Genomic DNA, 24,808 nt, shown 5'->3' with positions numbered 1-24,808 from the left:
GTATCGTGCTCAAGTAAAAATGCGGTTCAACAATCGTTGCAGCGGATTTCGGTAAAGATCCGCGATTCTTCGGCGGCGTTGGAGATTGAAAAGTCAATCAAGCAGCGCAAGGCCTTCGAAGCGTCGGCGAGACCGTGTTTGTCCGCCATTTCTTGCAGGTAGGTCATTTGACGGTCTTTCAACGTAACGGTTTTTTCGACTGCGCCACTCATTGATCGTCTCCTAACAGGTCGGTTTGAAATCTCTCACCATTCTTCACCACGAGCGAGAAATACAGCCTACCGGGCGAGGATGCGGTGGGCAATGCTGATTCAGTGCTTCACGCCGGAGACCGAGCGGCTTGCGAATTCCTTTTTATTCACGATGATAGAGGGAACACGATACACCAGGAGTAACTGACATTGTTTGACAGCATCATCGAAGGCGGTACGGTCATCGACGGGACAAAAGCCCCGCGTATCCGCGCCGATATTGGCATCACCGACGACCGAATTCGCGCCATCGGCGACCTCAGTGCGGCACAAGCGACGCAGCGCATCGACGCCCGCGGCAAAATTGTCGCCCCCGGTTTTGTTGACGTGCATAACCATAGCGACGGCTGGCTGCTGAAAAAGCCGCACCTGCTGCCCAAGACCACGCAAGGCTTCACCACCGAAGTCCTGATGGCCGATGGCATTTCCTATGCGCCGGTCACACCACACACTGCTCGCGATTGGATCTTTTACCTCAAGGCGCTCAACGGACTGGGACTGGCCGACTACAGCGGCTGGGAAAGCTTGGAAGACTATCTGAATTTGCTCGACGGCCGCACGGTGCAGAATGTGGCCACGCACGTTCCGTATGCGAATATTCGCGCCAATGTGCGGGGCTGGGGTCGTGGAGCGGTCGACGATTTTCAAATGCGGCAGATCAAAGCCGCCATTGCCGAGGGGATGGAGCAAGGGGGTGTGGGACTGTCGACGGGGCTAGATTACATCTGCCAATGCTTTTCCACCACCGACGAATTGGCCGATGCCTGCACAGCCATGGCGGCTGCCGGCGGGCTGTACGTCTCGCACGTGCGATACAAACGCGGCACGATGGATGGGATTCGTGAAGCGGTCGACATCGGCCGTCGCGCCGGCGTCCCCGTACACATCTCGCACCTCAAGGGAGGCGACCCGCAAGCAGTCGAGGAAATATTAGAGTACCTAGAAATCGCGCGCAAAGAAGTAGATCTGTCGTTCGACGTCTACCCCTATTCGCCCGGCTCGACGATGCTGAGTTACCTCGTCCCTTACGACGTCTGGGAAGAGGGGCCGATTCATGCCATCGGCAAACTGGCCGATCCCGTAATTCGTGAACGGGCGGAGGTCGGTTTGAGAAACTACAAACTGCCGCTCGATGAAATTCATATCGCCTGGACCCACTCCAAGGAGAATTCCCGGCACCAAGGCAAACCGCTCGATGAATACGTCGCCGAAACCGGCAAACCGGCCGCAGACGCTTTGATGGATCTGCTGATCGAAGAACGCTTGGGCGTGCTGTTGGTCTTCAACGAAGGGGACGATCGGCATATCGACCCAATTCTGCAACATGACCTTTACATGATGGGCACTGACGGCATCTATTGCGAAGACGGGCCGGTGCATCCCCGCATGTACGGTTCCGCCCCACGGTTGTTAGGCCCGTTGGTCCGCGACCGGAAGTTGTTTTCGTTGGAAGAATCGGTCTACAAACTCGCCGGGTATCCTGCGCAGCGATTCGGTCTCGTCAATCGAGGCGAACTCCGCGAGGGAAACTATGCCGACGTCGTGGTGTTCGATGCGGAGACCGTCACGGATCACGCAACATATAAAGATCCCCGTCAATTATCGACCGGCATTGAACACGTGCTGGTCAATGGAGTCCCGATCATCGCCGATGGCGTGGCGGTCGATCCAACGTCTGAAGGCCTACCGGGCCGGTATCTGAAATTCCACCACGACGATTGATCAAGAAATTGATTCGAGGGTGCCACTGGCGGCTCGTCCCAATCCTGTTCGGCTCGATTGTTGCTATTGTTGGGCGTGATGGCAAGGTGGCGGTGTGTTTGCTTGTTTTTTGGGGGAGGGCGTGGCTGCAAGGGCTGCGGTTGGTGGGGTGGGGAGTTGTCTCAGCGCAGCGTTGAGCGGCTCGTCATCTGCGGGGAGTCGCGGAGCGAGTGGGGTTAGACGCTTGTCGTGGCGTGCGGCGGCAAACGGTTTATGTGGGCCAGTAGTTCTTCTTCATCCGCCAAACCTTGGAAGTAATAACAAAGCATTTCATACGTCCGCAGCGTCGGCTTGCGGCCGGTCACTAGGCTGATCAGCAGGCAAGCGATGATCGCACAGTACGTTTGAATTTCGATTCCGTTGTCACAGTCGCTTAATAACTTGCGGCAGCCCAGCACATGTTTCAAAAACCGAAAGTACAATTCGATCATCCAGCGACTGCGATAAATCAACGCGATGATTTCCGCCGGCACGTCCAGCAAGTTCGTCACCAGCACGACGTCGTGCGTGGCAGCGGCCCGCTTGCGTCCGCCTCGCTTGGGATGCGTTTCGGCGCGAATCACCACCCGCCGCACGCGATGCTGCGGATGCTCAATCCGTCGCGATTTGGGCGAACCGAGTTGGCCGATGGCGTCTTCCAACACGCCCGCCGCCCGCGCCTCCTCGTCCAGTTCGCGAACCTCGTCAGCCGTAAACGCGCGGTCGTTGCGGATGCGGCAAACGTAGCTGCTGCCGACATCGACGATCGCGTTGAACAGCGAAAATTGTTCGTAACCGCGATCGATCACGTAGCAGCGATCCGGTTCCAATTGGCTGCGCAACACATTTTTTTCATTGGCCGGTCCTTGGCCGCTGGCGTCAGTGACTGCCGATTTGACAGGCACGCCTTTAAGGATTTCAAAGTGCGCGTGCAGCTTAAAACCGCGATCGTTGCGGGTGGCGAAACAGGCCTGCGTGATTTGCGGCAGCTTCTTCAGCAGACTGCCGTCGACGGCGGTCAAGGTCTGCGCAAAGTCTTTCAGCCGCGGGTCGCAGTCGGCGCGTTGCGGAGCGCGCTGGAGCAGTTCACCGGCGATTTCCCGCAGCAATTCCGGGTCAAACACACGTGCCGCTTCGGACAACGAACCCAGCGAAGCCCGTTGGCAACCGAGCAAGCGTTGCACTTTTTTGAGCTGGCTGGTTTGTTGCATGCCGCGCAGCGAAGTGACGATCGGGTTGAACATAGACAGCAGCATCAACCCGCAATACTGATCAAAAAACAAGTCACGATTGCCGGCTTTGTCCCGTTCGCAGCCGACGGGCCGCAAGCGTTTGAGCAGCGAAGAGATTCGTTTCAGATATTTCAGTCCGGTCAAATCCGCATCGGAAACCCGCTTCGCTTTCTTCCTGGCCACAGGGCGCCTCCCCGTCAAATTGGCAGTTTTATCGACTACCATATCCCATGGCGCAAATTCCGTGCCGAACAGGATTGGGCTCGTCCGCCAGTGCCGAGCCACGGTATGTTTTCGTAGCCGATGTACGTCCAATTTAGCCCGCACTGCTGGACAAGCAACAGTGGCACGCGGCGCTGACGATCTATATCCCGTCTGTTGGTTCGTGTCCAAGTCCGGTGACGTACTCCTCTACGAGTTCATCATACCGTGCGCGAGTTTCGTAGGTCGGCTGAAATTTCGATTGTAGAGCTCGCAGTTCCTGGATCACCTTGTCGGTTTGCCCGGCTTCCAATTCTAGAATGGTGGTGTCAACTAATTCCTTCGATGCACTCCCGTACCAGGCATTTGCGTTCCAGTGTTCGGTCTTGCCCACGCCTAATGCGACTAGATAGCACATCCCGATTGCACAACATCCCAACGCAATCCGAATCCAGCGTTGCGACTGGAACTCCGAAATAAGCCACGAAACTGGCAATCCGACACAGAGTGCGATGATGGCGGTGAAGTACATGCCTATCCCCGATACCAAGGTTTTGTGCCCGAAAAGCATAGGCGAAGCCAACGGCACGCAATTCATCAAATCCGCCGCCGTTACGACAAACCGTAATGCCGCACCGCATTGTCGTGAAACAATTTGCGTTGCTCTTCCGCACTCCGCGTGCTGACGATTTCCTTGAGGGCATTTACCCACTGTGCATAGGAGGCCTTGAGCGTGCAGACCGGCCAGTCGCCGCCGAAGACAACGCGGTCGGGGCCGAAGCTGTCGAGGCAATAGTTGACGACCGGTGCGAGATCGGCCGGTTTCCAAGTCTTGGGCTTAGCCGTCACGACGATGCCGGAAATCTTGCAGATCACATTGTCCCGCTCGGCCAATTCCCGCACGCCCCGCTTCCATGTGTTGATCGCTTTTTCATCGGTGCTGGTGACATCCATGTTGCCGCAATGGTCGAGAATAAACCGTGTGTCTGGGCATTGGTCAACCAGCTTGACCGTATCGATCACCTCGCCGCTACGCATACACAAGTCGTAGCTGAGATTCATGTCGCCCAGCAGTTGCATGTTTTTGACGAACTGCGGTTCCAGGCACAGCCCGGCCGGGATCTGTGCATCGTGTAAAACCCGCCGGACGCCTTTGATGTATTTCCCGTCAGCCACTTTTTTAATATACGCCGCAAACTCCGGCGAACTGGGCCGGCCGGATATCACCGCCGCCACGGTCGGATTGTCGTCACTGGCACACAACCGCTTGATGTGCTCCGCCTCTTTCACTTGGTGGTCGGGATGCACGTCGACTTCCATATAGACCGCTTTGACGACGTTCAGCCCCTCGGTCGCCTTCAAGTAGTCTGCAGTGAGGTAATCGCGATTGAGGACTTCCACCCCTTCGTTTTTGGTCCAGGGGATATTGAATTTGCTGAGGTCCCACAGATGTTGGTGCGTATCGATGATGGGCATCGTAGCAAGATCGTTCACGTCGTCGGCTTTCAGATGAGGAGTGCGTCCCGGCAGAAAAACGGCCCCAGCTCCGAAGGCCAAAGCTGTAGCGGAGGCGTGCGACAAAAACTCACGGCGATCTAACGACTGCGTCATCGAACGGCTCCTAATGTGCGGAGGGAGAGGGCATGGTTCAAGAATTTATCGTACCCAACCGGCAGAGCACGGGCAATTCGGTTTCCCAATCTCCCGCAGCGTGTGGTATGCTCAATCGACCGAACGACCACGCTTATAAGTCGCATCGCATTGAAATAGCGGGAAGATAAACAATGACGCTCCAACAACGACTCCGTCTCACCGAGATCGAACATCAAGTCTGTGACATCACTTCAGAGCAATTGGGAATACCCCGCCAGAAGGTGACCCCGCGTTCGCGGTTAATTCAGGACCTGCATTGTGACAGCCTAGATATCATCGAATTGATCATGGAAGTGGAAGAGTCGTTCGACGTCGCGATTCCTGACAATGATCCCAATTCGGTTTACAAAGCGGTTTTCACGCGGCAACCATTTCGACTGGCTGATTTGGCGGAATTGGTTTACTTGCAACAGGGAACCGGAAAGCCGCAGCGACATGGGTGGCGAATGTCCATTGTCGATCCAGAACCGGGACCGGTCGTCCCCTTCTCTCAACTCGACGGCATTTGGCAGCCGGAACAAAACGACAATGTCCCCGCGTTCGAGAAGTTGGAAACCAATGAAGGACCACCGCAATATCGTCGCCCCACCGATGGTATGCGTTGCCTATTGATACCAGCAGCAGACGTCGAAATCGGCTTTAGCGGTCCCACCGCACGGGCGGATGAACAACCGCAGCACGTCGTTGGTTTAGATGCGTTCTTAATTGATGCGGAGCCGGTCTCCACGACCGCTTATTGCCGATTCCTCAATTCTATTTCAAATGTCTCGACCGAAAGGTTGGCCGAATTCTTCATTCTCGATTCGAGCGACGACCGGGTAATCCACATGCCGATCAAACGGCGGGACCGGCTCTGGCAACCGATTGCGGGGACCGAACATTGGCCGATGATTCTGGTTTCCTGGTACGGCGCGAATGCCTATTCCCTGTGGGCCAACGGCCGTGATTGGCGCGGCTATCGGCATGAGACGGAACAGGATGGGGAATCGTTCTTGCCCAGCGAAGCCCAGTGGGAATACGCCGCGCGCGGAGCGAAATCACGGCAGTACCCCTGGGGTGAAGAGGCACCAACGCAACAACGCATGAATTTTGGACGGCATCGCGAATCGGTCGAATATCAAGTCCAAACGCTTCCCTTGTCCGCTGTCAATGAGCAACTCGGCATGTCGCCGTTCGGTCTGCATCACGTGGCCGGGAATGTGTGGCAGTGGTGCCGAGACTGGTATGACGAGAATTTTTACCGCACACCGGAAGCGACAGCCCCTAATCCCGTCAACCGAACTGCCGGTCAGGTGCGTAGCGAACGCGGTGGAAGTTGGGTCGGACCGGCCGAGTTGTGCCGCAGCTCCTTCCGTCGCGGCCGGGCTCCCTACGCCCGCGGCCGCTGCCTCGGTTTTCGTTGCATCAGCCCCAGCCAGGGCATCGACTAGAATGATTCGACATGGTGGCCACGCCTGTCAAAACGATGCGGAACGTCTCGGTAGCTAGGCGTTCTAAAAATCGTCCCAGCTCTTCACCGCGTCTCCCTGCGCTCAATCCCACAATTGAACCCGCAGATCGCCTCTCCGCTAGGTTTTCCCACCGCCCCGCCCTTCTACTGGCTCGCATTCCACCCCGCCCGCAGCTTAAAATGCATGACTCATCGATACTCTCAATAAAACTGCGAAAACATCGGGAAATTCCATGCGACAGCTCTTCATCTGCCTAATAATGGCCTGCATTACATCCCTCGCGACCGCGGGTGAATTGAAGATCACTAAGGTTTATGGGCCGGATTTGCCCAATAAATACAAGCACCCCGTCTCAATCACCGAATTGGACAACGGTGACCTGTTCGTCGCCTATTACGGCGGCGATGGGGAGTACGCGGCCGATACAGCCGTTTACGGCGGGCGGCTGCCCAAGGGGAGCAGCACTTGGACCAAACCGGTGGAGCTGGCGAATACCCCGCACCGTACCGACGGCAATGGTGTGGTTTGGCAGGCCCCGGATGGCGACGTCTATCTGTTTTACGTCGTCCGCTTTGGCGACACGTGGTCTTCTTCGCGGATCAAGTACAAAATCTCACACGACGGGGCGAAGACCTGGACCGACTCCCGGTTGTTGACACTCGAAGAAGGCATGATGGTCCAAGGCCGGCCGTTTGTGCTCTCCAACGGCGATTACATGCTCCCCGCCTATTGCGAACGGGGCGATGACCGCGAAATCGTTGGTCCGGAAAGCACGTCGATGTTCTTTCGCTTCAATCCCAAAACCAAGACTTGGACCGAAAGCGAACGGATCAAATCTCCCAACGGTAATATCCAGCCGGCGGGAGCGGAATTGAAAAAGGATTATGTCGTCGCCTATTGTCGTCGCGGCGGTGGTTACGGTCCGAATGAAAAAGGCTTCATCGTCCGCAGTGAATCACACGACGGCGGCCAGACTTGGAGTGAAGGCCGGAATTCTGAATTCCCCAATCCCAACGCAGCCATGGATTTTCTGAAACTGCAAAGCGGCAATTTGTTGATGGTCTACAACGACAGCATGAATAGCCGCGTCCCGCTTTCGGTTGCCCTGTCGACCGACATGGACAAATCCTATCCGTTCCGGAATGTCATCATGGGAGCGCCCCACGTCGACTTGGGTTACCCCTATGCGATACAGACCCGTGACGGAAAAATCCACGTGATCTTCACCGAGCGTCGCACGCAAATCTACCATGCGGTCTTCGACGAAGACTGGGTGATGAAAAAATAACCCAGCCTGCGGCCACGTCGCAAATTGTGTCTCCAGGGTGGCTGGCGGTCGCATGAAGTCCGCCGCCAGGTCGAACACTTTTCCATGCTTGCGGTCTCCGTCTGCCCGGCGGCCCCCCGAATTCCTTCTCCCGAATAACTTACGATGCTCTCCCAGGCTCTGACACAATTTGCGCTGCGACTGATTTGCGGAATGGCGCTGATGCTCGCGACCAGCGACTACAGGAAAACCTCGTCGGGGTTTTATCGCATTCAAATGCTGGTAGTCATGGGGTTGAGTGTGCTGGCGTCGATGTTTGCCGGCTCGGGCGGGACGGTCGAACAAAACGCGATCCTCTCCTCAATCTGGCTGACGGTCGATTGCATCGCTATTGCCGTTTTGGCGTTTTTGGGGTCGGTCCTCTGGATGTTGGAACGCAAAGCCGGTGCCTATCGACTAGTCCTTTTAATATTAGCGGCCGCGGTTGCCGGTTTGGCGATAGGTGCCTACCGCAACAGCGACGCGGTATCGCCGGCATGGTTTCAATGGATCTCCGATGTTTCCTCCGGCGCGATTCTGGGCGGGGCAATGACGGGTATGTTGTTGGGACATTGGTATTTAACCGCTCCGGAGATGTCGCTCGACCCGTTATTGCGAATGACGAAATTCTACGGTGTTGCCGCCGTTGTCCGGTTATTAGTCTCGGCGGTCGCCCTGTGGTGGGGTTGGCCGGAAATCGCCGGTTTGACGATGGTGATGTTGCTGTTGATGCGGTGGTGTTTCGGCGTATTGGCCCCGCTGGTCACGTATCTAATGGCATGGCGAATATTAAAATACCGCAATACCCAGGCGGCGACGGGGGTGTTGTTCGTAGGAGTGATTGTCACCTTCCTTGGAGAACTGAGCGGCATCCTGCTATTCTTTGAGTTGGGAGCGACGTTCTGATGGCCATAGAGTCTGTGTTCGATCCGTGTTTAAACTGTGGCTAACTTATTTTGTGAGTGACGCGTTCCTTCCTACGTAGAAAGGTGCGTCGCGACGCACCCTACGATACTTTGTGTGCGGTGATTGATTTTTTATAGGCGAATGAGACGATGCGTGTTTCTGGGGGATGTCCGAGTTGTCAACAAGCAGTCCGGGCAGAGATTACGTCGACGGCAGATCGATTGCACTGTGATGCCTGCGATTGGTCGCGACCGGTCGTGGCGGACGACATTGCCGAAAACCGCCCGCGACGATGTCTGATGTGCGGTTGCGATGACCTGTGGCGGCAAAAGGACTTTCCACAAAAAATCGGTGTCGCCATGGTGGGGGTCGGCATCCTGATCAGCACAATTGCCTACTACAACTATTGGATCAAAACAGCGATCGCTGTACTGGTCGTATTTGCTTTGATCGATATGCTGTTGTTTTGGTTGATGCCTGATGTTCTCGTTTGTTACCGGTGCGGAGCCACCCATCGTCGGACGAATCTGCAGGACGAACCGCATCCGGCATTTGATCTGGAAGTAGCCGAACGTTATCGGCAGCAGGCGATTCGTCTGGCCGAATCGCAAGAGCAGTCGGAAAAACACGAGATGTGAACGACGGCTATTCCTCGTTCTGATCGCGATCAACTCGAGGACGCGTTTTGTAGGGATCTTACCGATTGGGGAATCGGCCGGTCGCTACATTCGCTGTGACCGCTAACAACGCAGCTTTCCCCCAACGTCCCGGCGGTGCCGCGCACTTGATTGTCTGGACTGGTTCTCGACAATGGATGATGGCCGGTAACGCGGTCGCCGCACGGCTCATTTCTACCATCCCTATCCGTCAATGAACGCAGGCAGCAACGGTTTCACGCGTGGATGAACTACGGACGCGAATTTCCGAAGACCTAAGCGGAGTCCTCAAAGGAGAAATCCGATGTGACTCGTTGACGGTCGCGATGTATTCCGACGACGCGAGCTTATATCAAATCCCGCCCGCCGGCGTCGCCTATCCCCGCGATCAGGAAGATGTCGTCACGCTGGCCCAATACTCGGCATCGACCGATACCCCCTTGGTGGCCCGTGGAGCGGGAACGGGCTTGGCGGGAGAATCGCTCGGACGCGGAATCATTGTCGATTTCTCCAGGCACATGCGGCATATCGAGATCATCGACGACGAATCGGTCCGCGTGCAGCCGGGCGTGGTCTGCTCGATGTTGAATCGCGAACTCCGCCAAATCGGACGGTACTTTCCCCCCGATCCCTCCGGCGCAGGCGTAACGACCATTGGCAGCATGCTCGCGCTGGATGCCGCTGGATCACACTCTGTGCGAATCGGTTCCACACGCGACCATGTACGGCAGTTGGAAGTGGTGCTCTCCGGGGGACATGTCGTCGAATTGGGTCAAGAACCGCTGACCAAACTGACCGGTCAACCCTACACCCCCGCACCGTTTCACTCGTCCCAAAGTCCCGCCGGGCTCGACTCCGGCAGCGATGCACCGACGGTCAAGCGGACCTTGATCAGCAAACTCGCAAAATTACTCGACGACAATAGCGAGTTGATCCGCATCCACCAGCCCCCTTTGATCCGCAATCGCTCAGGCTACTACTTACGCGGGGTGCTGACGAAATCGCATTTGAATATGGCGCGGATGCTGGTGGGATCCGAAGGGACGTTGGGGCTGTTCACCGCAGCCACGCTGCACACCAGTCCGTTGCCGGCGCATCGCGGCGCGGTATTGATTGTCTTTGGCCAGTTGGAATCGGCCTTGCGAGCCGTGCAGGCCGTCGCTCCGCAACAGCCCAGCGCGTGCGATCTGTTGGACCGCCGTGTGCTCTCGTTGGCGCGCGACGCCCATCCCCGGTTTGCCGAGATGATCCCCACCACCGGCGAGGCGGCGCTGTTGGTCGAGCAAACTGGATTCACGTCTCGGCAAATTCGTGATCGCATCCGCATGGTCATCTCGACCGTGCACGATCTTTCCGGTGTGAATGTGGTCACACACGAGGCCTATGAACCGGATGAAGTCGAGTTTTTATGGTCCCTGCCCGAACGGGTTGTGCCGTTATTGATGCGGCTTCCCGGGCCGACGCATCCCCTGCCCTTCGTAGAGGATGTCGCCGTCCCCCCCGAAGCCTTGCCCGACTTCTTGGTCCGCGCCCAAAACGTCTTCAAAAAACACGAAGTCACCTCATCGCTCTATGCCCATGCTGCCGCCGGGCAATTGCACATGCGGCCGTTTCTGACGCAACCCACCGCGGCCGACGCGCACCGGTTGGAGGAGATCGCTCGCGACTTATATCAAGTTGTCTTTTCGGTCGGGGGAACCATCAGCGGCGAGCATGGCGACGGCTTGTCGCGCACGTCGTTCCTCCGCTCACAATACGGCGCGCTGTATGCTGTCTTTAAGCAAATCAAACAGATTTTCGACCCGCATAACATTATGAATCCGGGCAAGATCATCAGCGACGACCCGCACCTGACAATCAAAAACCTCCGCCCCCCGACGCAACCACCCGAGGATCTTGTCCCGCTGCAGATGAATTGGAATTGGGAGCAGGTCGCCGAAGAGGCCGTCCGTTGCAACGGCTGTGGATCGTGTCGCACACAAGACGCCGATCAGCGGATGTGCCCCTTGTTCCGTAGCAGCCACCTGGAGGAAGCCAGCCCCCGGGCCAAAGCGAACCTGATGCGTCAAATCGCAGCCGGCACTCTCGACGCCGACCTGCTGGAGAGCGATGAATTCAAACGGGTCGCCGATCTTTGTTTTAACTGTAAACAATGCGAACTGGAATGCCCCACCAACGTCAACATCCCGCATTTGATGGTTGAGGCCAAAGCCGCGCATGTCGCCTCCAACGGATTGTCACGGACCGAATGGTACTTGTCGCGAATTCACCTGTTCGGCGGGATCATCGGTGCCGCTTCCTTGGCGATCAATTGGGCCATACAAAACTCCCTTTCGCGGTGGGCAGCAGAGAAACTATTCGGCATCGCCCGCCAACGCAAACTCCCATTGTTTGCCCGCCGACCGTTTCTCAAGTCGCACAAAGCGCTGACCCGTAATCCGTCCCGTAGCGGAAAAAGCCGAGGTGTCGTCTATTTTGTCGACCACTATGCCAATCTTCACGATCCCGAGTTGGGCAAAGCATTTGTCGCCATCCTGCGTCACAACGGCATTCCCGTCCACGCGCCCGCCGGACAACAAATCTCCGGCATGGCGCTGATTTCGGCTGGCGATCTGGATGCCGCCCGCGATATCGCCAAGGACAACATCCGCGAATTGGCGGAATTTGCCCGCGAAGAGATTCCGATCGTCTGCACCGAACCGACAGCGGCACTTTGCCTGAAGCGGGAATACCCCGCTCTGCTCGATCATCCCGACCTGGAGTTGATTTCCGAGCAAACGATCGAAGCAGGCCAGTTTTTAGCCAACCTGCATGCGGAGGGGCGTTTGAAAGTCGACTTTGGGCCGCTCGACCTGACTGTCGGCTACCACACCCCCTGCCATTTGAAGGCCCTGGGGGACCGAACGCCGTTGGCCGACTTGCTCGAATTGATTCCCGGCCTCAAGCTGCGTAAAATTGAGCAAGGCTGTTCGGGCATGGCGGGGACATTTGGGGTATCGACCCAAAATTTCCGCGAATCGCTCCGCATTGGCTGGGGGTTGATCACCCAGTTGCGGGAAGACAGCCTGGACATCGGGGCGACCGAGTGCAGCAGTTGCAAAATGCAAATGGAGCAAGGCGCGCGGATCCCGACGCTGCATCCGATCAAACTCCTCGCGCTCTCTTACGGCCTGATGCCGGAACTGCGCGAGAAATTGAAGCCTCCCCAAAAACCACTGGTTGTCACATGAAACTCGACGTACGCCTGTTTGCCCAGGCCCGTGATCTCGCCGGGGCCGAACATGTCTCCGTAGAGTTACCCGACAGCAGCACCGTCGCCGATCTCCGCGAAGCATTGGCCGCTCAATTCCCTCAGCTTGCGCCGCTGTCGCCAAATCTATTGATCGCCATCGGCACCGATTATGCCTCAGACGAGACCGTACTGTCTCCCGACGCCGATATCGCTTGCTTCCCGCCCGTCAGCGGCGGGTAACTGTTTCTCACAAAACCACTCCGCCTCAACGACGGTCCGTACCTATGATCGAATTGACCCGCGACACGATTGACTACACCGCCCTCACCGAATCGGTCCGTTCCGACCAAGCGGGAGCCGTCGTTTTATTCCTCGGGACCGTGCGAGAAATGACCGCCGGACGACAAACCGCCGCCCTGGATTACGACGCCTATCCCGAAATGGCGCTCGCCAAATTGGCCGAACTGGAAACCGAAGCCCGCGATCGTTGGCCGATTATCGAAGTGGCAATGATCCATCGTATCGGACATTTGGAACTAGGCGAAGTCAGCGTCGCCGTCGCCGTCAGCACCCCCCACCGCCCCGACGCCTTCGAAGCCGCCCGACACCTCATCGACCGCCTCAAAGAAATCGTCCCCATCTGGAAAAAAGAAAACTTCACCGACGGCACCACAGAATGGGTCCACCCCGGCGTTGAACCAGAGTCCAACAGCGATTGAAAAGTTTTATTTAGCCACAGATTGAACACAGATTAAACACAGATCAAAAAACAAAGAAAGCCCCTCATGAACTTTGCTCACAAGGAAATTACTGAGCAGGTCATTGGGGCAGCGTTTGAAGTGTATAATGTGTTGGGATATGGCTTTCTGGAAAAAGTTTACCAGCGTGCGTTGCAGGTCGAACTGCTAAAACGCGGGTTGGAAGCGGTCGTCGAACCTGTAATTCAGGTACACTACAAAGGGGCAATTGTCGGCGACTATCGTTCCGACCTCCTCGTCGCCGAGGTGGTCCTCGTCGAATTAAAAGTGGCAAAAGAGTACAATCCTAATGATGAGCCCCAATTGCTAAACGCTCTCAAAGCCAGCAACATCAAAACAGGCCTGCTGATCAACTTTGGAAGAACCAAAGTCGAATTCAAGCGAATGGTTTTCTAAATGAAAGAATCTGTGTTTCATCTGTGTTCAATCTGTGGCTATGAAAACCGCCCCAAACCAAACGTTCCCATCACCTACAATCAGCGACCGTGATCATGACTCAGCAACTTATTGACAGCTTTGGACGCGTGCATACGAATTTGCGGATTAGCGTGACCGATCGCTGTAATATCCGCTGCTTCTACTGCATGCCGGCGGAGAATGTGCAGTTCATGGATCGGGAACTGCTGCTCACGTTTGAGGAAATCGAACGCCTTGTCCAAGTCGCTGCGCGGCTGGGGGTGAATAAGGTCCGGCTGACCGGCGGCGAGCCGCTTGTCCGTCGTGACCTGCACAAACTGGTCGCCAAGATCGCCGCCATTCCCGAAATCCACGACATCGGCATCACCACCAACGGCATTCTGCTGGGCGAACAAGCTCAGGAGTTGTATGACGCCGGCATGCGACGAATCAATGTCAGCCTCGATGCCATGAACGCTGCCAAGTTCAAGGAAATCACGCGACGCGACGGATTCGAAAAAGCGATCGAAGGCATCCAAGCCGCGCAGAAAGTCGGCTTCAAACCGGTCAAAATCAACGCCGTCGCCGTGCGGGGACTGACCGAGGATGAGGTTGTGCCGCTGGGAGAATTCGCCCGCCGCACGGGCGTCGAAATTCGCTTCATCGAATTCATGCCGCTCGATGCCGACAACGCCTGGGAACGCGAGAAGGTGCTCTTTGGCCATGAGATCATCGACATCCTCACCCGCGAATTCGGGCCGATGACGCCGCTCGGACAAACGGACCCCGGTGCACCGGCGACCGATTTTGAATTCGCCGACGGCCGTGGACGGATCGGTTTGATCGCCTCGGTCAGCCAACCCTTCTGCATGAGTTGCAACCGCTTCCGCGTCACCGCCGACGGCAAACTCCGTAACTGCCTGTTCAGCTTGGAAGAGACCGACGTGAAATCGATTATTCGCGGCGGCGGTAGCGACGAGGAAATTGCCGCAGCGATGTGCAACTCGATCGCTGCCAAAAAAGAAGGTCACGAAATCAACACCGCCCGCTTCATCCAACCCGACCGGCCAATGTACTCCATAGGCGGTTAAATTTAGCCACAGATTAACACGGATGAAACACGGAAGAATCACCTGGTTCCCAATTTCTCGAAGCTCCGCTTCGAGTGCCGTAGGTGCGTCGCGACGCACCTTTCTCGCATAGGACAATCGATTTCCCCAACTCAAATACGCCTACCGAATCACCTGACGACCAGCCCACAACTTCACCTGGTTCCAAAGTAAGCCACCGCTAGCGAAGCAGAGCTTCGCGAATGTGCGTTCCCAAGCCGGAGCTTGGGAACGAGTTTCATGTCCGTGTCTCATCTGTGTTCAATCTGTGGCTATGAATCCTGTCAACCGCATCTATCTCGACAACGCCGCTACCAGTTTTCCTAAACCGGAGGCGGTCTACGATGCCGTCGATCACTACAACCGCCATCTGGGCGTCGCCGTCGGACGTGGGGCGTTTGATCAGGCGGTTGAGTTGCAAGGGTGTGTGAATCGTTGTCGCTCCCGGGCGGCAGAGTTGTTGGGCGCCGAGTCGCCCGATCGCATCGCCTTTACTTTCAATTGCACAGATAGCCTCAACACCGCCCTGCACGGGTTGATCGACTCCAACGCGCACGTCGTGACGACCGATGTGGAACATAACTCCGTCCTGCGTCCGCTGCGGGAATTGCAGGACCGGTTGGGCATCGAAGTCACCTACGTCCCCGTCGATGCCGTCGGCCGCGTCGCCCCGGAAGATATCCGCGCTACAATGCGCCCTAACACGCGCGTCGTCGCTGTGAATCATGCGTCGAACGTCACCGGCACGATTCAACCGATTGCTGACATCGGCCAGATCGCGCGGAACGCCGGCGCCACATTCGTCGTCGATGCCGCTCAATCCGCCGGACACATTCCACTCAACTTGGGCGAGTTGCCGATCGATGTACTGTGCTGCGCCGGACACAAAGGACTGCTCGGCCCGTTGGGGACGGGATTGCTGTACGTGCGACCGGGCATCGAAGAGCGGCTGCGCAGCCTCCGGCAAGGGGGCACGGGGACGCAGAGTGAGGATGACCGGCAGCCGGAAAGTCTGCCCGACAAATACGAATCGGGCAATCACAACGCCCCCGGTCTGGTCGGCCTAGCGGCGGCGCTCGATTTTCTAACCGAGCGCGGCATCGACAACATCCGCGCCCACGAACAGCAGCTAACAGCGCAGTTGTTAGAGGGCCTCGCGCAGATCCCCGGCCTCACACAATACGGCCCGACCGATCCGAGGGAGCGCGTCGCCGTGGTGAGCATCACGCTGGAAGGTTTCGACCCGCAAGACCTGTCGGGGATCCTCGACGACAGCTTCGCCATCCAAACCCGCGCCGGCCTGCACTGCGCCCCCCGCATCCACGAATCCCTCGGCACCAAACAGGCAGGCGGCACCATCCGCCTCAGCCCCGGACCGTTTTCAACGGCAGAGGACATCGACGCGGCAATTGAAGCGTTGCGAGCCATCACGTCGTAGCATTTCGTCGCCTACTTTTTTCGTGACAACCAGAATCAACACGGGTATCATGTTGTCTGGACAAACCTCCGCTCGAAGGTAGCTGTGTAAGCAATTATGGGTCAGGCTCCCGCCAAACAAAACACGCATTCGCTGCCAGCAAAACGTCATGCGGCTGCCTGACATACGTGACTAAAAGGAATTCAAAGTGTGGATGATAGGACCCTCGATCTCCATCTTCTTGGTGGAAAAATTCCCGGTTTGACTGATAGTTTAGGGCAAATGCATGCCGAAGCCGCTGCGGTTTGCCTCGAACACAATGAACACGCGCAAGGCGTTTCACTATTGGTTAAAGGTGATTCACAAATATTCCCCCTTTCTTGGCCAAAAGTAACCCACCAAATGCTTCGTGCGTACGCTGACTTGCAGGATGCTACCGAAATGGGGGCGTGTGGGATCGCAATTTTGCTTATTATGGAAATGACAGACTTAACAGTCGTGGAAAGATCGTGGAAAGGCACTGGGTTTGATTATTGGCTTGGACGGAGTGACGAACATGATGGATTACCATTTCAAAATCGTGCACGACTAGAGGTCTCTGGCTTACTCGATGGATCCGACAGTCGCCTAACGTCACGGGTAAGGCAAAAACTCGAACAGACAAAAATATCCGACTCGACTCGTTTGCCCGCATTTGTAATTGTCGTCGATTTTGGTCCCCCGAAAGCTCAACTGGAAGAACGATGAGTAATGTTAGACAATTACACGACGAGGCCATGCTGTTGGCTGAACAAGCCTATATTGCGGACCTCCATGGTTACTACGATGCAGCACAAAAACTTTTCACGGAAGCTTACGAATCAGAGGCAAAGGCGGCTGATCTTGTAGCACTTGACCATTCAGCGGAACCGTCCAGGTCAATTCTTTTGCGAAGCGCAGCCTCCCTTGCGATTGATTGCCACAAATTCAGAGAAGCAGAAAAACTTGTTTCGATTGCACTATCGGGCAATCCACCAGAGGAGATTGCCGAAGAACTTCGTGACTTGTTAGAAAAAGTGTACTTTAGCCGACACCTTTCATTGAGAGGCATGGAGTTAGACCCAACAGAATTTCAACTCACTCTTACGGGTGCCGCCATCTCAAGGGGCCTCGTAGAAAGCAGGCAATTCCTGCGGCGTGCAGAAATCACTACGAAATTACTTTGCCGCACTGCCGAACGCATGAAAGGAATTGAATTTCGTGAAACGGGCAGACCAAATCCCACACAATTGGATGGATTTGAGACCTATTTGTCGGTGCCAAGGGCAGCCAGTTTCGCAATTACCGTAAGGATGGGCCGTCCGAATCGCCAGATGTTGCTACCGGGCTTCCTTAGCCCTAATGTTGTAGTTGACGACTTTCTCTCATGCATCACTCTATTTAACGACGACGAAGTGGATAATTTGAACGAACACATCGATCACGATGCGTATTATCAAAACTTCGTGTCACTCACCAAAAAGTTAGCTCCTGACGGAACTAAAATCACGAATGTTGGATTTACTTCGTTTCGAGGTGACGAACAAACTGAAACGAGTTTGACAAAACCAGCAACGGCGAAGTGGTCTCGTATATCATCGGATTCGACTACAGTTACCACGTTTATTGGTAGATTAACAATGGCCGACGAAATGACTCATAAGAGTCATAGGATTGGCATTGAAGTCAATGACAAAGAGAAACATACGTTAATTGTACCGCCCGGAATGCTTGATGATATCGTAAAACCATTGTGGGGTGAGATCGTGACAATTACTGCTGAGCCCACAAGTACTGGAAGCACATTAAAACTACTTGACATCGAAGCATTTGAAGAGGCCGAAGGCCAGTCAGCCACTTGACGTGCGGAGCCGCGATTGAGTTCATAAGCCACCGTTACAGGCCAACCGCCGCAACCTGATTTGTACTTCAAACCCCGGTGCACTAACATCGTTTCCGTCGGTGGTTTTGCAAAGTAGTCGTAGTTCATGCTGTGCCTGACGTGGTGAATGTTGAACGTCCCTAAAAAACCAACGAGACAATTATCCATGGCCAACTCCGTTCTCAATTCACATGCAATTCAGAACAAGTGGTTATTGGCCATTCTTTTGGGTTGTGTTCTCGTTGCAGGATGTAGCGAGAAGCAAAACGCTGAGGTGGCGCAGACTTTTCCCAAACCTAATCAATCGAAGCCGGCGAAGACGACCATCAATCTCGATGAGTTGCGTCCGTGGGAAACCCCCGTTCGGTTCGCAGTCTTCGTCTCTCAGCAGATTCACGATGCCGGCAGTAAGGCGTTGGCTCTAACCGAGATCGCGCTCGCTCAGCAAGCTGCTGGAGATAATGAACAGGCTGTTACAACACTTGCCTGGGCGGCGGAAGCGAACCAGGAGGTTAAGCATGCGTTCCATCGAGATCCACAACTAGTCGAGATTGCATCAGCCACAGCTTCGGGGGGTGAGGTCAATCAAGGTTTGAAGATCGCCGACACCATTGAAGGGGAACTTTTTAAATCAGCGGCACTCACACGGATTGCTGCAATTCAAGTTAAGCAGGGAGAAAATGCTGCTGCTCTACCAATCCTCATTCAAGCGGTGAAGTTGGCTCAAATGGTGGACGAGGAGTACTATCAAGAATTTTATGTCTGGGATACGGCAGCGACTCTCTTACAAGCAGGTGGCAGAGATCAAGCGTTAGCCATTTTAAAGCAAGAGTGGCAACTGGCACTGAAGATCAAGGACAAAGATTTACGCTTTTCCTCGCTCCGAAACGTCGCGTCGGGTTTGTCGACTATCGGCGAGATCGAGGAAGCCGTGAAGGTGAGTCAAGAAATCGAAAGCCCGTGGTACAGATCATGTGCACTCCGGAATATTGCCTCAGCTTCAGCTCAGGAAGGTCAAATCGACTCAGCTTTGAAATTTGCTCACGAAATTGAAAATGCCGATTACAAGGCTTCGGCTTTTATAAACATTGCCTCCGTTCTGTTGGAGAATGGAGACAAAGAACAATCACGGAAAGTGCTCGGACTAGCTTTCGATGCGGCAAAACAGAGCGATAACGCATTCCTTCAGCATTTTAGACTCACAGAGAATGCGGTCGCGTTCGTTGAGTCCGGTGACATAGAAAAGGCTATCGAGGTCGTCTCGCTCTCAAGTGCATTATCGGCAACCACCCTGGCTTCAGCAGTGGCCAAATCGGGGAACTATGAAGCGGCAGACGAAGTGGCGATCCACATTCAGGATGCGTATGGCAAAGCAACTGCCCGAAAACAGATCCTTCTGGCCCAAGCTGCTGGCCATGACGAAGAATTAGCGCTCTCTGCCCTGAAGGAATTGATTGAGATCGATGCAAAAATTTGGAAGGTGGGAACAAGGCCACCCTCGAAACTTTGGGATATGGCATTTTTGCTCGCTACAAAACCAATGCAAGACGAGAGAAACGGTTTCCCCAAACGAAAAATGAAGGAGACGTTTTCACAAGTTGAAAAGGCGTTGGCTGAAAAACTCGTAAAATTGGGGAACTATAAGTCGCCGTAAGTCATGCACGCCGACCACCGTCATACAATAATGGGAGAGTAACACAGCAGTCGCAGCTTAAGCGAATCCCCCAACCGCCGCCACCTGATTTGTACTTCAAACCCCGGTGCACTAACATCGTTTCCGCCGGTCGTTTTGCAAAGCAGCCTCCCGGCGCACCCCGGGTTGTTCTTCGAGTTCCCTCCAGCGCGTCTCAACTCCCCTCTTATGAAAATCAAATTCGCGATCACCTGGAACTCGATTCGTTCCAGCTATTGGTTTTTGCCCTGTCTGATGGTGGGCGGCGCGATCATTTTATCGGTGATCACGCTCAAGATCGATTTCGCTCTGCCAACCAATCGAGACGGGACCGATTGGTTTTATTCCAGTGGGGGCGAAGGGGCCAGGGCGCTGTTGGCGACGTTGGCCGCTTCGATGGTGACCATTTTTGGGGTGGTGTTTTCCATCGTCATCGTGGCGTTGACGCTCGCCTCATCACAATTTGGGCCGCGACTGCTGCGGACCTTTTTGCGCGATCGCGTCGATCAAGTGGCCATCGGCACGTTTATCAGCACGTTTGTGTATTGCGTGTTGATCCTCCGCACGGTGCGCGCCAGTGGCAATAATCCGTTTGTTCCCGAGATTTCCGTGCGAACAGCCATCGCGCTGGGGATGTTCAGCTTGGGCGTGCTGATCTATTTCATCAATCATCTCTCGGCTTCATTGCAAGCGTCGCATATCATCGCCGCAGTGGGGCTGGACCTCGACACAACCATCGATCATGAATTCGATGCCACGTTGGATGACGAGAAATTCGATTCCAAAGCAGCGGACGACTTGTTCGCGTCCGCCACCTATGCCATCGGCGCAACCAGCCGGGGTTATATCCAAGCCATCGAACATACTGAGCTGCTGCAAATGGCTGAAAAGCATGATTTGCTCGTTCATGTGCCGGTCCGACCGGGGGACTTTGTTGTTCCCGGCGACACGGTCGCCTTCACGTCCGCTGAACTGGACGATCCCAATCTGCTCTCGACAACCGTCAACACGGCATTGCTGCTGGGCGTCGATCGGACGAACGAACAAGATGTGGAATTCCCGGTCAATCAACTGGTCCAACTGGCCATCCGCTCGCTCTCGCCGGCGATCAATGATCCCATCACAGCCATGATGGCAATCGAACAATTGCGCGCCGGATTGTGCCGCATTGCCGATCATTCCATGAAATCACCCGTGCTGACTGACAGTCAAGGTGTCGCGCGCTTGCTGGTGACGAAACAAACGCCCGAACACATCACCGACGCAGCCTTTAGTCTGTTGCGACAATATGGCAGCAGCAACTTAGAGGTCACGCTTTCGCTGCTGAATATGATCGAACAAGTCTCACGCCGCACAACCGACCCCGCTTTCCACCGCGCCCTCTTCCGCCAAGCCCTGCAAATCGACCTCGGCTCACGAACCGGATTACCAGCAGAAGCCGACCGCAAACGAGTCGCCGAGCACTACGCGCGCCTCACACAACTCCCCTGGCCCGCGCTGCCTAAAACCTCGTGACGGATGAAAGTCTTAAGTAGGTCAGGCTCCCGCCTGACGCGCTGCATGATTAACCTTCATGGAAAGGTAAAACGGGAGCATGTCTGATAATGCATACACTAGACGCAACTTGGTTTTAAGTGATTTCGTTATTTCCAGAATGAAGTCATACATACGCGATTCATTTGACTTTTGGGTGGAATGGCAGCAAATCAATGCATTCAATGGAACATTACTGGCAAACCACAACACAAGATGCCAGTTAATGTTCTTTGACAAATCAGACCCGGATAGACAAGGACGTGATGCAAACGCACGATTCTGGAGTTCGGACGCGATAGCGGTTAGCGGTTACGTGGAGGCAACTGCGCTATCTACGATAACACACGATGAGTTTAACAAACTCATGAGTGAGGCAGAGTCGGATTTCTCCGGGATGGAAAACAACAGGTACAGCAAAGTGTCCCGCATTCATGCATGGGCACATTTTGATAACAAGCTTGGTCCAGCAAACGCGCTGGCATCCGAGTTGTTTTCTGAGTTGGCTAAATCATTAGGCGGCAGCTATATCCCTGAGCCAAAACTGACTGCACAGTGGGTCAACCCGCAGCTTCCTGAGTCGATTCAACAGGAAATAAAGTCTGGAATGCTCTCGGAAAAAGAAGCTGACATATGCTTTGGTGATGCCGTTGAATTCGACGACTTGATAGCCAACCTGGAGCGAGTTGCACTCACAGAATGCTCATTCCTGACTGGTAACACCATAGACATCGACCCAAAAAGCTCCCGGTCCCTACAGCAGCATGGAGTTTTAAACATACGGATAATTGCCCGCCATTTTTAATACGGAATTCCATGTGCGCGGTCCACATAACAACAATGAACGCAAGTCCCGTAGGTCAGGCTCCCGCCTGACGCGATGAACGGTTGACGCTCATGAAACGTCAGGCGGCGGCCTGACCTGCAGAAATTTGATAGAAAAGCTGTCGATCTATCCGGGTCATTACAATGAGGATTCGAATACGATGATTAAAGATATGGACTACTACCGTTCATTCGATCTCGAATCTGCAAGCCAAAAGATAGAACAATTGGGGAGTGACCGGGGAAACCATGACGTTTTTGGAGATGCAATCCAGTCACTATTGATTGCTGCAAAAGAGCGATACGTAGAGAATACTGAAATTAGGCACGTGTTGGGCAAGCCGGACAGAATCAAGAAGAATCACCGTGGCGAAGTGTGGGAGTATGATTGGTCTGACACATATGGACCAATTCACTACACATCGACTACACCGTTCCAGATTATGAACGGGGCTTGTGCTGGATTAGCTGATGAAGAGTAGCTAACTTCAAATTGCATCGTTAGTCGTAAGGTCATAAATATTCAGCCGCGTGGTTCAAAAATAATGACGAACTTAACTTAATGGTGCCTCCTGCAAAGGATGTCCCGCAGGTCAGGCTCCCGCCTGACGCGATTTAATTTGACGCGTGATATATTGCATTTCAGGTTAAAACCTGGCCCTGTCCAACAAGTAGCATAATGTCTTTATATCTGCTTGGAATATTTCTTCTGCTGTATTCATTATTGGCGGGAATGATTTTCGTCAGTTATCGGTTAAGGAACATTCCGGTAAGACTGTTCGAGGGACTGCCAACATCGATTCCAACGCAATTGGTACTCCTCTGTACCGTAGCCAGCGCGGGATTACTCGCGATTACACAACACGTGTATTGGGCTCCACTTGCAATTGTATGCGGCATCGTAACGTCTATCTTAGTCAAGCGCGATGTGACTGCCGGCGAACATGCAAGATGGGAGGCTACAATTGAAGAACTCGGCGACAACTCTTGGGTATTGTTACAGCCCCCACTTTCTATAATCCCACCCACTGCGACGTCGAGTAGCGTGTTTGATGCTTATGACATTACCAATGGAACCTTTATTGGCACGCTCACGCGCGAGCAACTGCAAGTCCTCATTGATTTGGAAGTTGGAAAGCCATACAAAGGGAATGATTTCTTTTTCGCGATGCCGGAAAACATTGAATACCTAGCGCATAAGGGGGCCGACCATCAGCTCGCCTCTATGCTGGAAACGCATTTACAAAAGTCCGGAGAATTCACCTTACGCTGGGTAATTGGCGATTCAGGCGACTCAACAGTCCCGTGAAAATGTCAGTCGGCGGCCTGACCGACAAAGCCTACTCGATTTGTGTGCTCACGAGGTAAGTCATGGATATCGCAGTAATGTTGTTGCTCGACCGCAGCCTGCCGGGCATCTCTCCGGACGATTTGGAGGGGAGACAAATATTTGCTGAACAGAAATTGCTCGACAATCTGGCCGAAAAATCTGGAGTTCGGCCATTGTCTGATTTCACATCCATGAGCGATGTCGACTGTGCCGATTTTCTAGGCGACGACATCGAGGGACTGGATGAGATCCCATCGGTGGAATGGTTTGATGCCAACCAGGGATTAGTGACGGTTGAGGCTTTGCTTGAAGCAATCGTCGATGAAGAAACGGTTGGCGCAAACAAGGAATTGGAAGCGGAACTTGAGTCGTTTCGCACCGTGTTGAAATCGGCAGCGAATGCGGATGTCCGGTTTAGATATATGATTGCAATGTAGTCGACGCCCATGGCCCGTAGGCTGCGGCGGTACTGACCGCGGGCACGCTAGGGTGACCCCGAAAGATACTGCTCGCGGGGCGGCGCAGCCGCGAGAGTGGTTTGCAAATCGCCAGCAATTTTGCGGCTAGTCCGCCCACCGGCTTTGTCGGCCTAGAAAGATTCGACCTTGGGCAAGCGCGCTTCGCGCAGCGGCGACCGGCACGCCGGGTGAAGGCTGGTTGCTTGCCACTTCGAAGCCGCGACTATTCTTCGGCGGCGGCTTCCGTATCAGCGGCGGCAGCTTCCGGTTCGGCAGCGGCGGCGACGGGTTCGTCGGCCGGCGGTGCGGTGAAGACCATGCCGGGTACCGTGATTCCTGTCACGCGGACGGAGGTGTACTTTTGACGGTGTCCGGTGTGGGTTCGTGAGTTTTTGCGGCGGCGAAACTTCACGATTTCGAGCTTTTTGCCCTTGGTCTGCTCGAGCACTTCGGTTTCGACAGCCGCACCCTCGATCATCGGTTTTCCGATGGAGCTGGATTCGCCATCGTTGGCCAACAGGACGCGATCAAACGTGAGGCTGTCCCCTTCGGCCGCAGCTTCCCGATAGTCGACAGTCAATCGGTCACCGACCTGCACCTGATGTTGGTGGCTGCCATCTTCAAAAATTGCAAACATCGCCAAAACCTTATTTCGCTCTAAACTTTTTCGAAAAAGCCTGTTGGGGCGAGCCCGACTCGTCTCCGTCCATGTCAACTGCCTCTCTCCCTGCTTTGGAGATCAGCGAAGCTGACATCTGAGGGCATGTCCGCCACCGGCTAGA

The 24,808-nt window shown here is 54.7% G+C and carries 24 protein-coding genes; 19 read left to right on the top strand and 5 right to left on the bottom strand.

The window, feature by feature from the left end:
- Nucleotides 1–26: 26 nt before the first annotated feature.
- Complete coding sequence (locus tag Mal52_RS03550) at nucleotides 27–212, bottom strand: hypothetical protein (RefSeq protein WP_145374351.1); 186 nt, start codon at nucleotides 210–212, stop codon at nucleotides 27–29.
- A gap of 189 nt (nucleotides 213–401) precedes the next feature.
- On the opposite strand from Mal52_RS03550, the gene Mal52_RS03545 reads away from it, so the two are divergent.
- Nucleotides 402–1,973 carry an N-acyl-D-amino-acid deacylase family protein gene (locus Mal52_RS03545; RefSeq protein ID WP_145374350.1) on the top strand — a complete coding sequence of 524 codons (1,572 nt, stop codon included), beginning with the start codon at nucleotides 402–404 and terminating at the stop codon, nucleotides 1,971–1,973.
- 215 nt (nucleotides 1,974–2,188) lie between these two features.
- On the opposite strand, the gene Mal52_RS03540 is transcribed toward Mal52_RS03545, so the two are convergent.
- From Mal52_RS03540 to Mal52_RS03530, 3 genes are all read right to left on the bottom strand, one after another.
- Complete coding sequence (locus tag Mal52_RS03540; RefSeq protein WP_197533420.1) at nucleotides 2,189–3,406, bottom strand: IS4 family transposase; 1,218 nt, start codon at nucleotides 3,404–3,406, stop codon at nucleotides 2,189–2,191.
- Nucleotides 3,407–3,587: 181 nt separating this feature from the next.
- Nucleotides 3,588–4,022 (bottom strand): hypothetical protein, encoded by a 435-nt coding sequence (locus tag Mal52_RS03535; RefSeq protein ID WP_145374348.1) that lies wholly within the window; start codon nucleotides 4,020–4,022, stop codon nucleotides 3,588–3,590.
- A 14-nt stretch (nucleotides 4,023–4,036) separates the two neighbouring features.
- Nucleotides 4,037–5,035 (bottom strand): amidohydrolase family protein, encoded by a 999-nt coding sequence (locus Mal52_RS03530; protein WP_145374347.1) that lies wholly within the window; start codon nucleotides 5,033–5,035, stop codon nucleotides 4,037–4,039.
- A 173-nt stretch (nucleotides 5,036–5,208) separates the two neighbouring features.
- Between Mal52_RS03530 and Mal52_RS03525 the strand changes: the two genes are divergently transcribed.
- The 18 genes from Mal52_RS03525 (at nucleotide 5,209) to Mal52_RS03440 (ending at nucleotide 24,005) form a co-directional block, all read left to right on the top strand.
- On the top strand, nucleotides 5,209–6,507 hold the full coding sequence (locus Mal52_RS03525; protein ID WP_145374346.1) for an SUMF1/EgtB/PvdO family nonheme iron enzyme: 1,299 nt from the start codon (nucleotides 5,209–5,211) through the stop codon (nucleotides 6,505–6,507).
- A gap of 253 nt (nucleotides 6,508–6,760) precedes the next feature.
- Nucleotides 6,761–7,816, top strand: coding sequence for a sialidase family protein (locus tag Mal52_RS03520; protein ID WP_231962516.1), 1,056 nt, complete (start codon nucleotides 6,761–6,763; stop codon nucleotides 7,814–7,816).
- A gap of 144 nt (nucleotides 7,817–7,960) precedes the next feature.
- On the top strand, nucleotides 7,961–8,740 hold the full coding sequence (locus tag Mal52_RS03515; protein ID WP_145374345.1) for a hypothetical protein: 780 nt from the start codon (nucleotides 7,961–7,963) through the stop codon (nucleotides 8,738–8,740).
- A 221-nt stretch (nucleotides 8,741–8,961) separates the two neighbouring features.
- Complete coding sequence (locus Mal52_RS03510; protein WP_145374344.1) at nucleotides 8,962–9,378, top strand: hypothetical protein; 417 nt, start codon at nucleotides 8,962–8,964, stop codon at nucleotides 9,376–9,378.
- Between the two features lie 260 nt (nucleotides 9,379–9,638).
- Complete coding sequence (locus tag Mal52_RS03505) at nucleotides 9,639–12,626, top strand: FAD-binding and (Fe-S)-binding domain-containing protein (RefSeq protein ID WP_145374343.1); 2,988 nt, start codon at nucleotides 9,639–9,641, stop codon at nucleotides 12,624–12,626.
- Nucleotides 12,623–12,868, top strand: coding sequence for a MoaD/ThiS family protein (locus Mal52_RS03500; protein ID WP_145374342.1), 246 nt, complete (start codon nucleotides 12,623–12,625; stop codon nucleotides 12,866–12,868). The genes Mal52_RS03505 and Mal52_RS03500 overlap by 4 nt, the downstream gene beginning before the upstream one ends.
- A gap of 44 nt (nucleotides 12,869–12,912) precedes the next feature.
- Nucleotides 12,913–13,347, top strand: coding sequence for a molybdenum cofactor biosynthesis protein MoaE (locus Mal52_RS03495; RefSeq protein WP_145374341.1), 435 nt, complete (start codon nucleotides 12,913–12,915; stop codon nucleotides 13,345–13,347).
- Nucleotides 13,348–13,413: 66 nt separating this feature from the next.
- The gene (locus tag Mal52_RS03490; RefSeq protein ID WP_145374340.1) at nucleotides 13,414–13,782 is read left to right on the top strand and encodes a GxxExxY protein; all 369 of its coding nucleotides are present in this window, start codon (nucleotides 13,414–13,416) and stop codon (nucleotides 13,780–13,782) included.
- A gap of 95 nt (nucleotides 13,783–13,877) precedes the next feature.
- Nucleotides 13,878–14,873: a GTP 3',8-cyclase MoaA gene (moaA, locus tag Mal52_RS03485; protein ID WP_145374339.1), complete on the top strand. Its 996-nt coding sequence runs from the start codon at nucleotides 13,878–13,880 to the stop codon at nucleotides 14,871–14,873.
- Nucleotides 14,874–15,165: 292 nt separating this feature from the next.
- Nucleotides 15,166–16,329: an aminotransferase class V-fold PLP-dependent enzyme gene (locus Mal52_RS03480; protein ID WP_145374338.1), complete on the top strand. Its 1,164-nt coding sequence runs from the start codon at nucleotides 15,166–15,168 to the stop codon at nucleotides 16,327–16,329.
- A gap of 189 nt (nucleotides 16,330–16,518) precedes the next feature.
- Nucleotides 16,519–17,055, top strand: coding sequence for a hypothetical protein (locus tag Mal52_RS03475; protein ID WP_145374337.1), 537 nt, complete (start codon nucleotides 16,519–16,521; stop codon nucleotides 17,053–17,055).
- Complete coding sequence (locus tag Mal52_RS29560) at nucleotides 17,052–18,188, top strand: hypothetical protein (protein WP_197534636.1); 1,137 nt, start codon at nucleotides 17,052–17,054, stop codon at nucleotides 18,186–18,188. Before Mal52_RS03475 ends, Mal52_RS29560 begins: the two co-directional genes overlap by 4 nt.
- A 186-nt stretch (nucleotides 18,189–18,374) precedes the next feature.
- A complete protein-coding gene (locus Mal52_RS03465; protein ID WP_145374336.1) occupies nucleotides 18,375–19,862 on the top strand; it encodes a tetratricopeptide repeat protein in 1,488 nt (495 codons plus the stop codon).
- A 207-nt stretch (nucleotides 19,863–20,069) separates the two neighbouring features.
- Nucleotides 20,070–21,395, top strand: coding sequence for a DUF2254 domain-containing protein (locus Mal52_RS03460; RefSeq protein WP_145374335.1), 1,326 nt, complete (start codon nucleotides 20,070–20,072; stop codon nucleotides 21,393–21,395).
- Nucleotides 21,396–21,474: 79 nt separating this feature from the next.
- On the top strand, nucleotides 21,475–22,218 hold the full coding sequence (locus Mal52_RS03455; protein ID WP_145374334.1) for a hypothetical protein: 744 nt from the start codon (nucleotides 21,475–21,477) through the stop codon (nucleotides 22,216–22,218).
- A 181-nt stretch (nucleotides 22,219–22,399) separates the two neighbouring features.
- On the top strand, nucleotides 22,400–22,720 hold the full coding sequence (locus Mal52_RS03450; protein ID WP_145374333.1) for a hypothetical protein: 321 nt from the start codon (nucleotides 22,400–22,402) through the stop codon (nucleotides 22,718–22,720).
- A gap of 197 nt (nucleotides 22,721–22,917) precedes the next feature.
- The gene (locus tag Mal52_RS03445) at nucleotides 22,918–23,547 is read left to right on the top strand and encodes a hypothetical protein (protein ID WP_145374332.1); all 630 of its coding nucleotides are present in this window, start codon (nucleotides 22,918–22,920) and stop codon (nucleotides 23,545–23,547) included.
- Nucleotides 23,548–23,609: 62 nt separating this feature from the next.
- Nucleotides 23,610–24,005: a hypothetical protein gene (locus tag Mal52_RS03440; RefSeq protein ID WP_145374331.1), complete on the top strand. Its 396-nt coding sequence runs from the start codon at nucleotides 23,610–23,612 to the stop codon at nucleotides 24,003–24,005.
- Between the two features lie 244 nt (nucleotides 24,006–24,249).
- On the opposite strand, the gene rplU is transcribed toward Mal52_RS03440, so the two are convergent.
- Complete coding sequence (gene rplU, locus Mal52_RS03435; RefSeq protein ID WP_145374330.1) at nucleotides 24,250–24,663, bottom strand: 50S ribosomal protein L21; 414 nt, start codon at nucleotides 24,661–24,663, stop codon at nucleotides 24,250–24,252.
- Nucleotides 24,664–24,808: the final 145 nt, after the last annotated feature.

The organism is Symmachiella dynata (assembly GCF_007747995.1).
Lineage (GTDB): Bacteria > Planctomycetota > Planctomycetia > Planctomycetales > Planctomycetaceae > Symmachiella > Symmachiella dynata.
The sequence above is the reverse complement of the archived record's forward strand: the minus strand, read 5'-3'. Positions and strand labels throughout refer to the sequence as shown.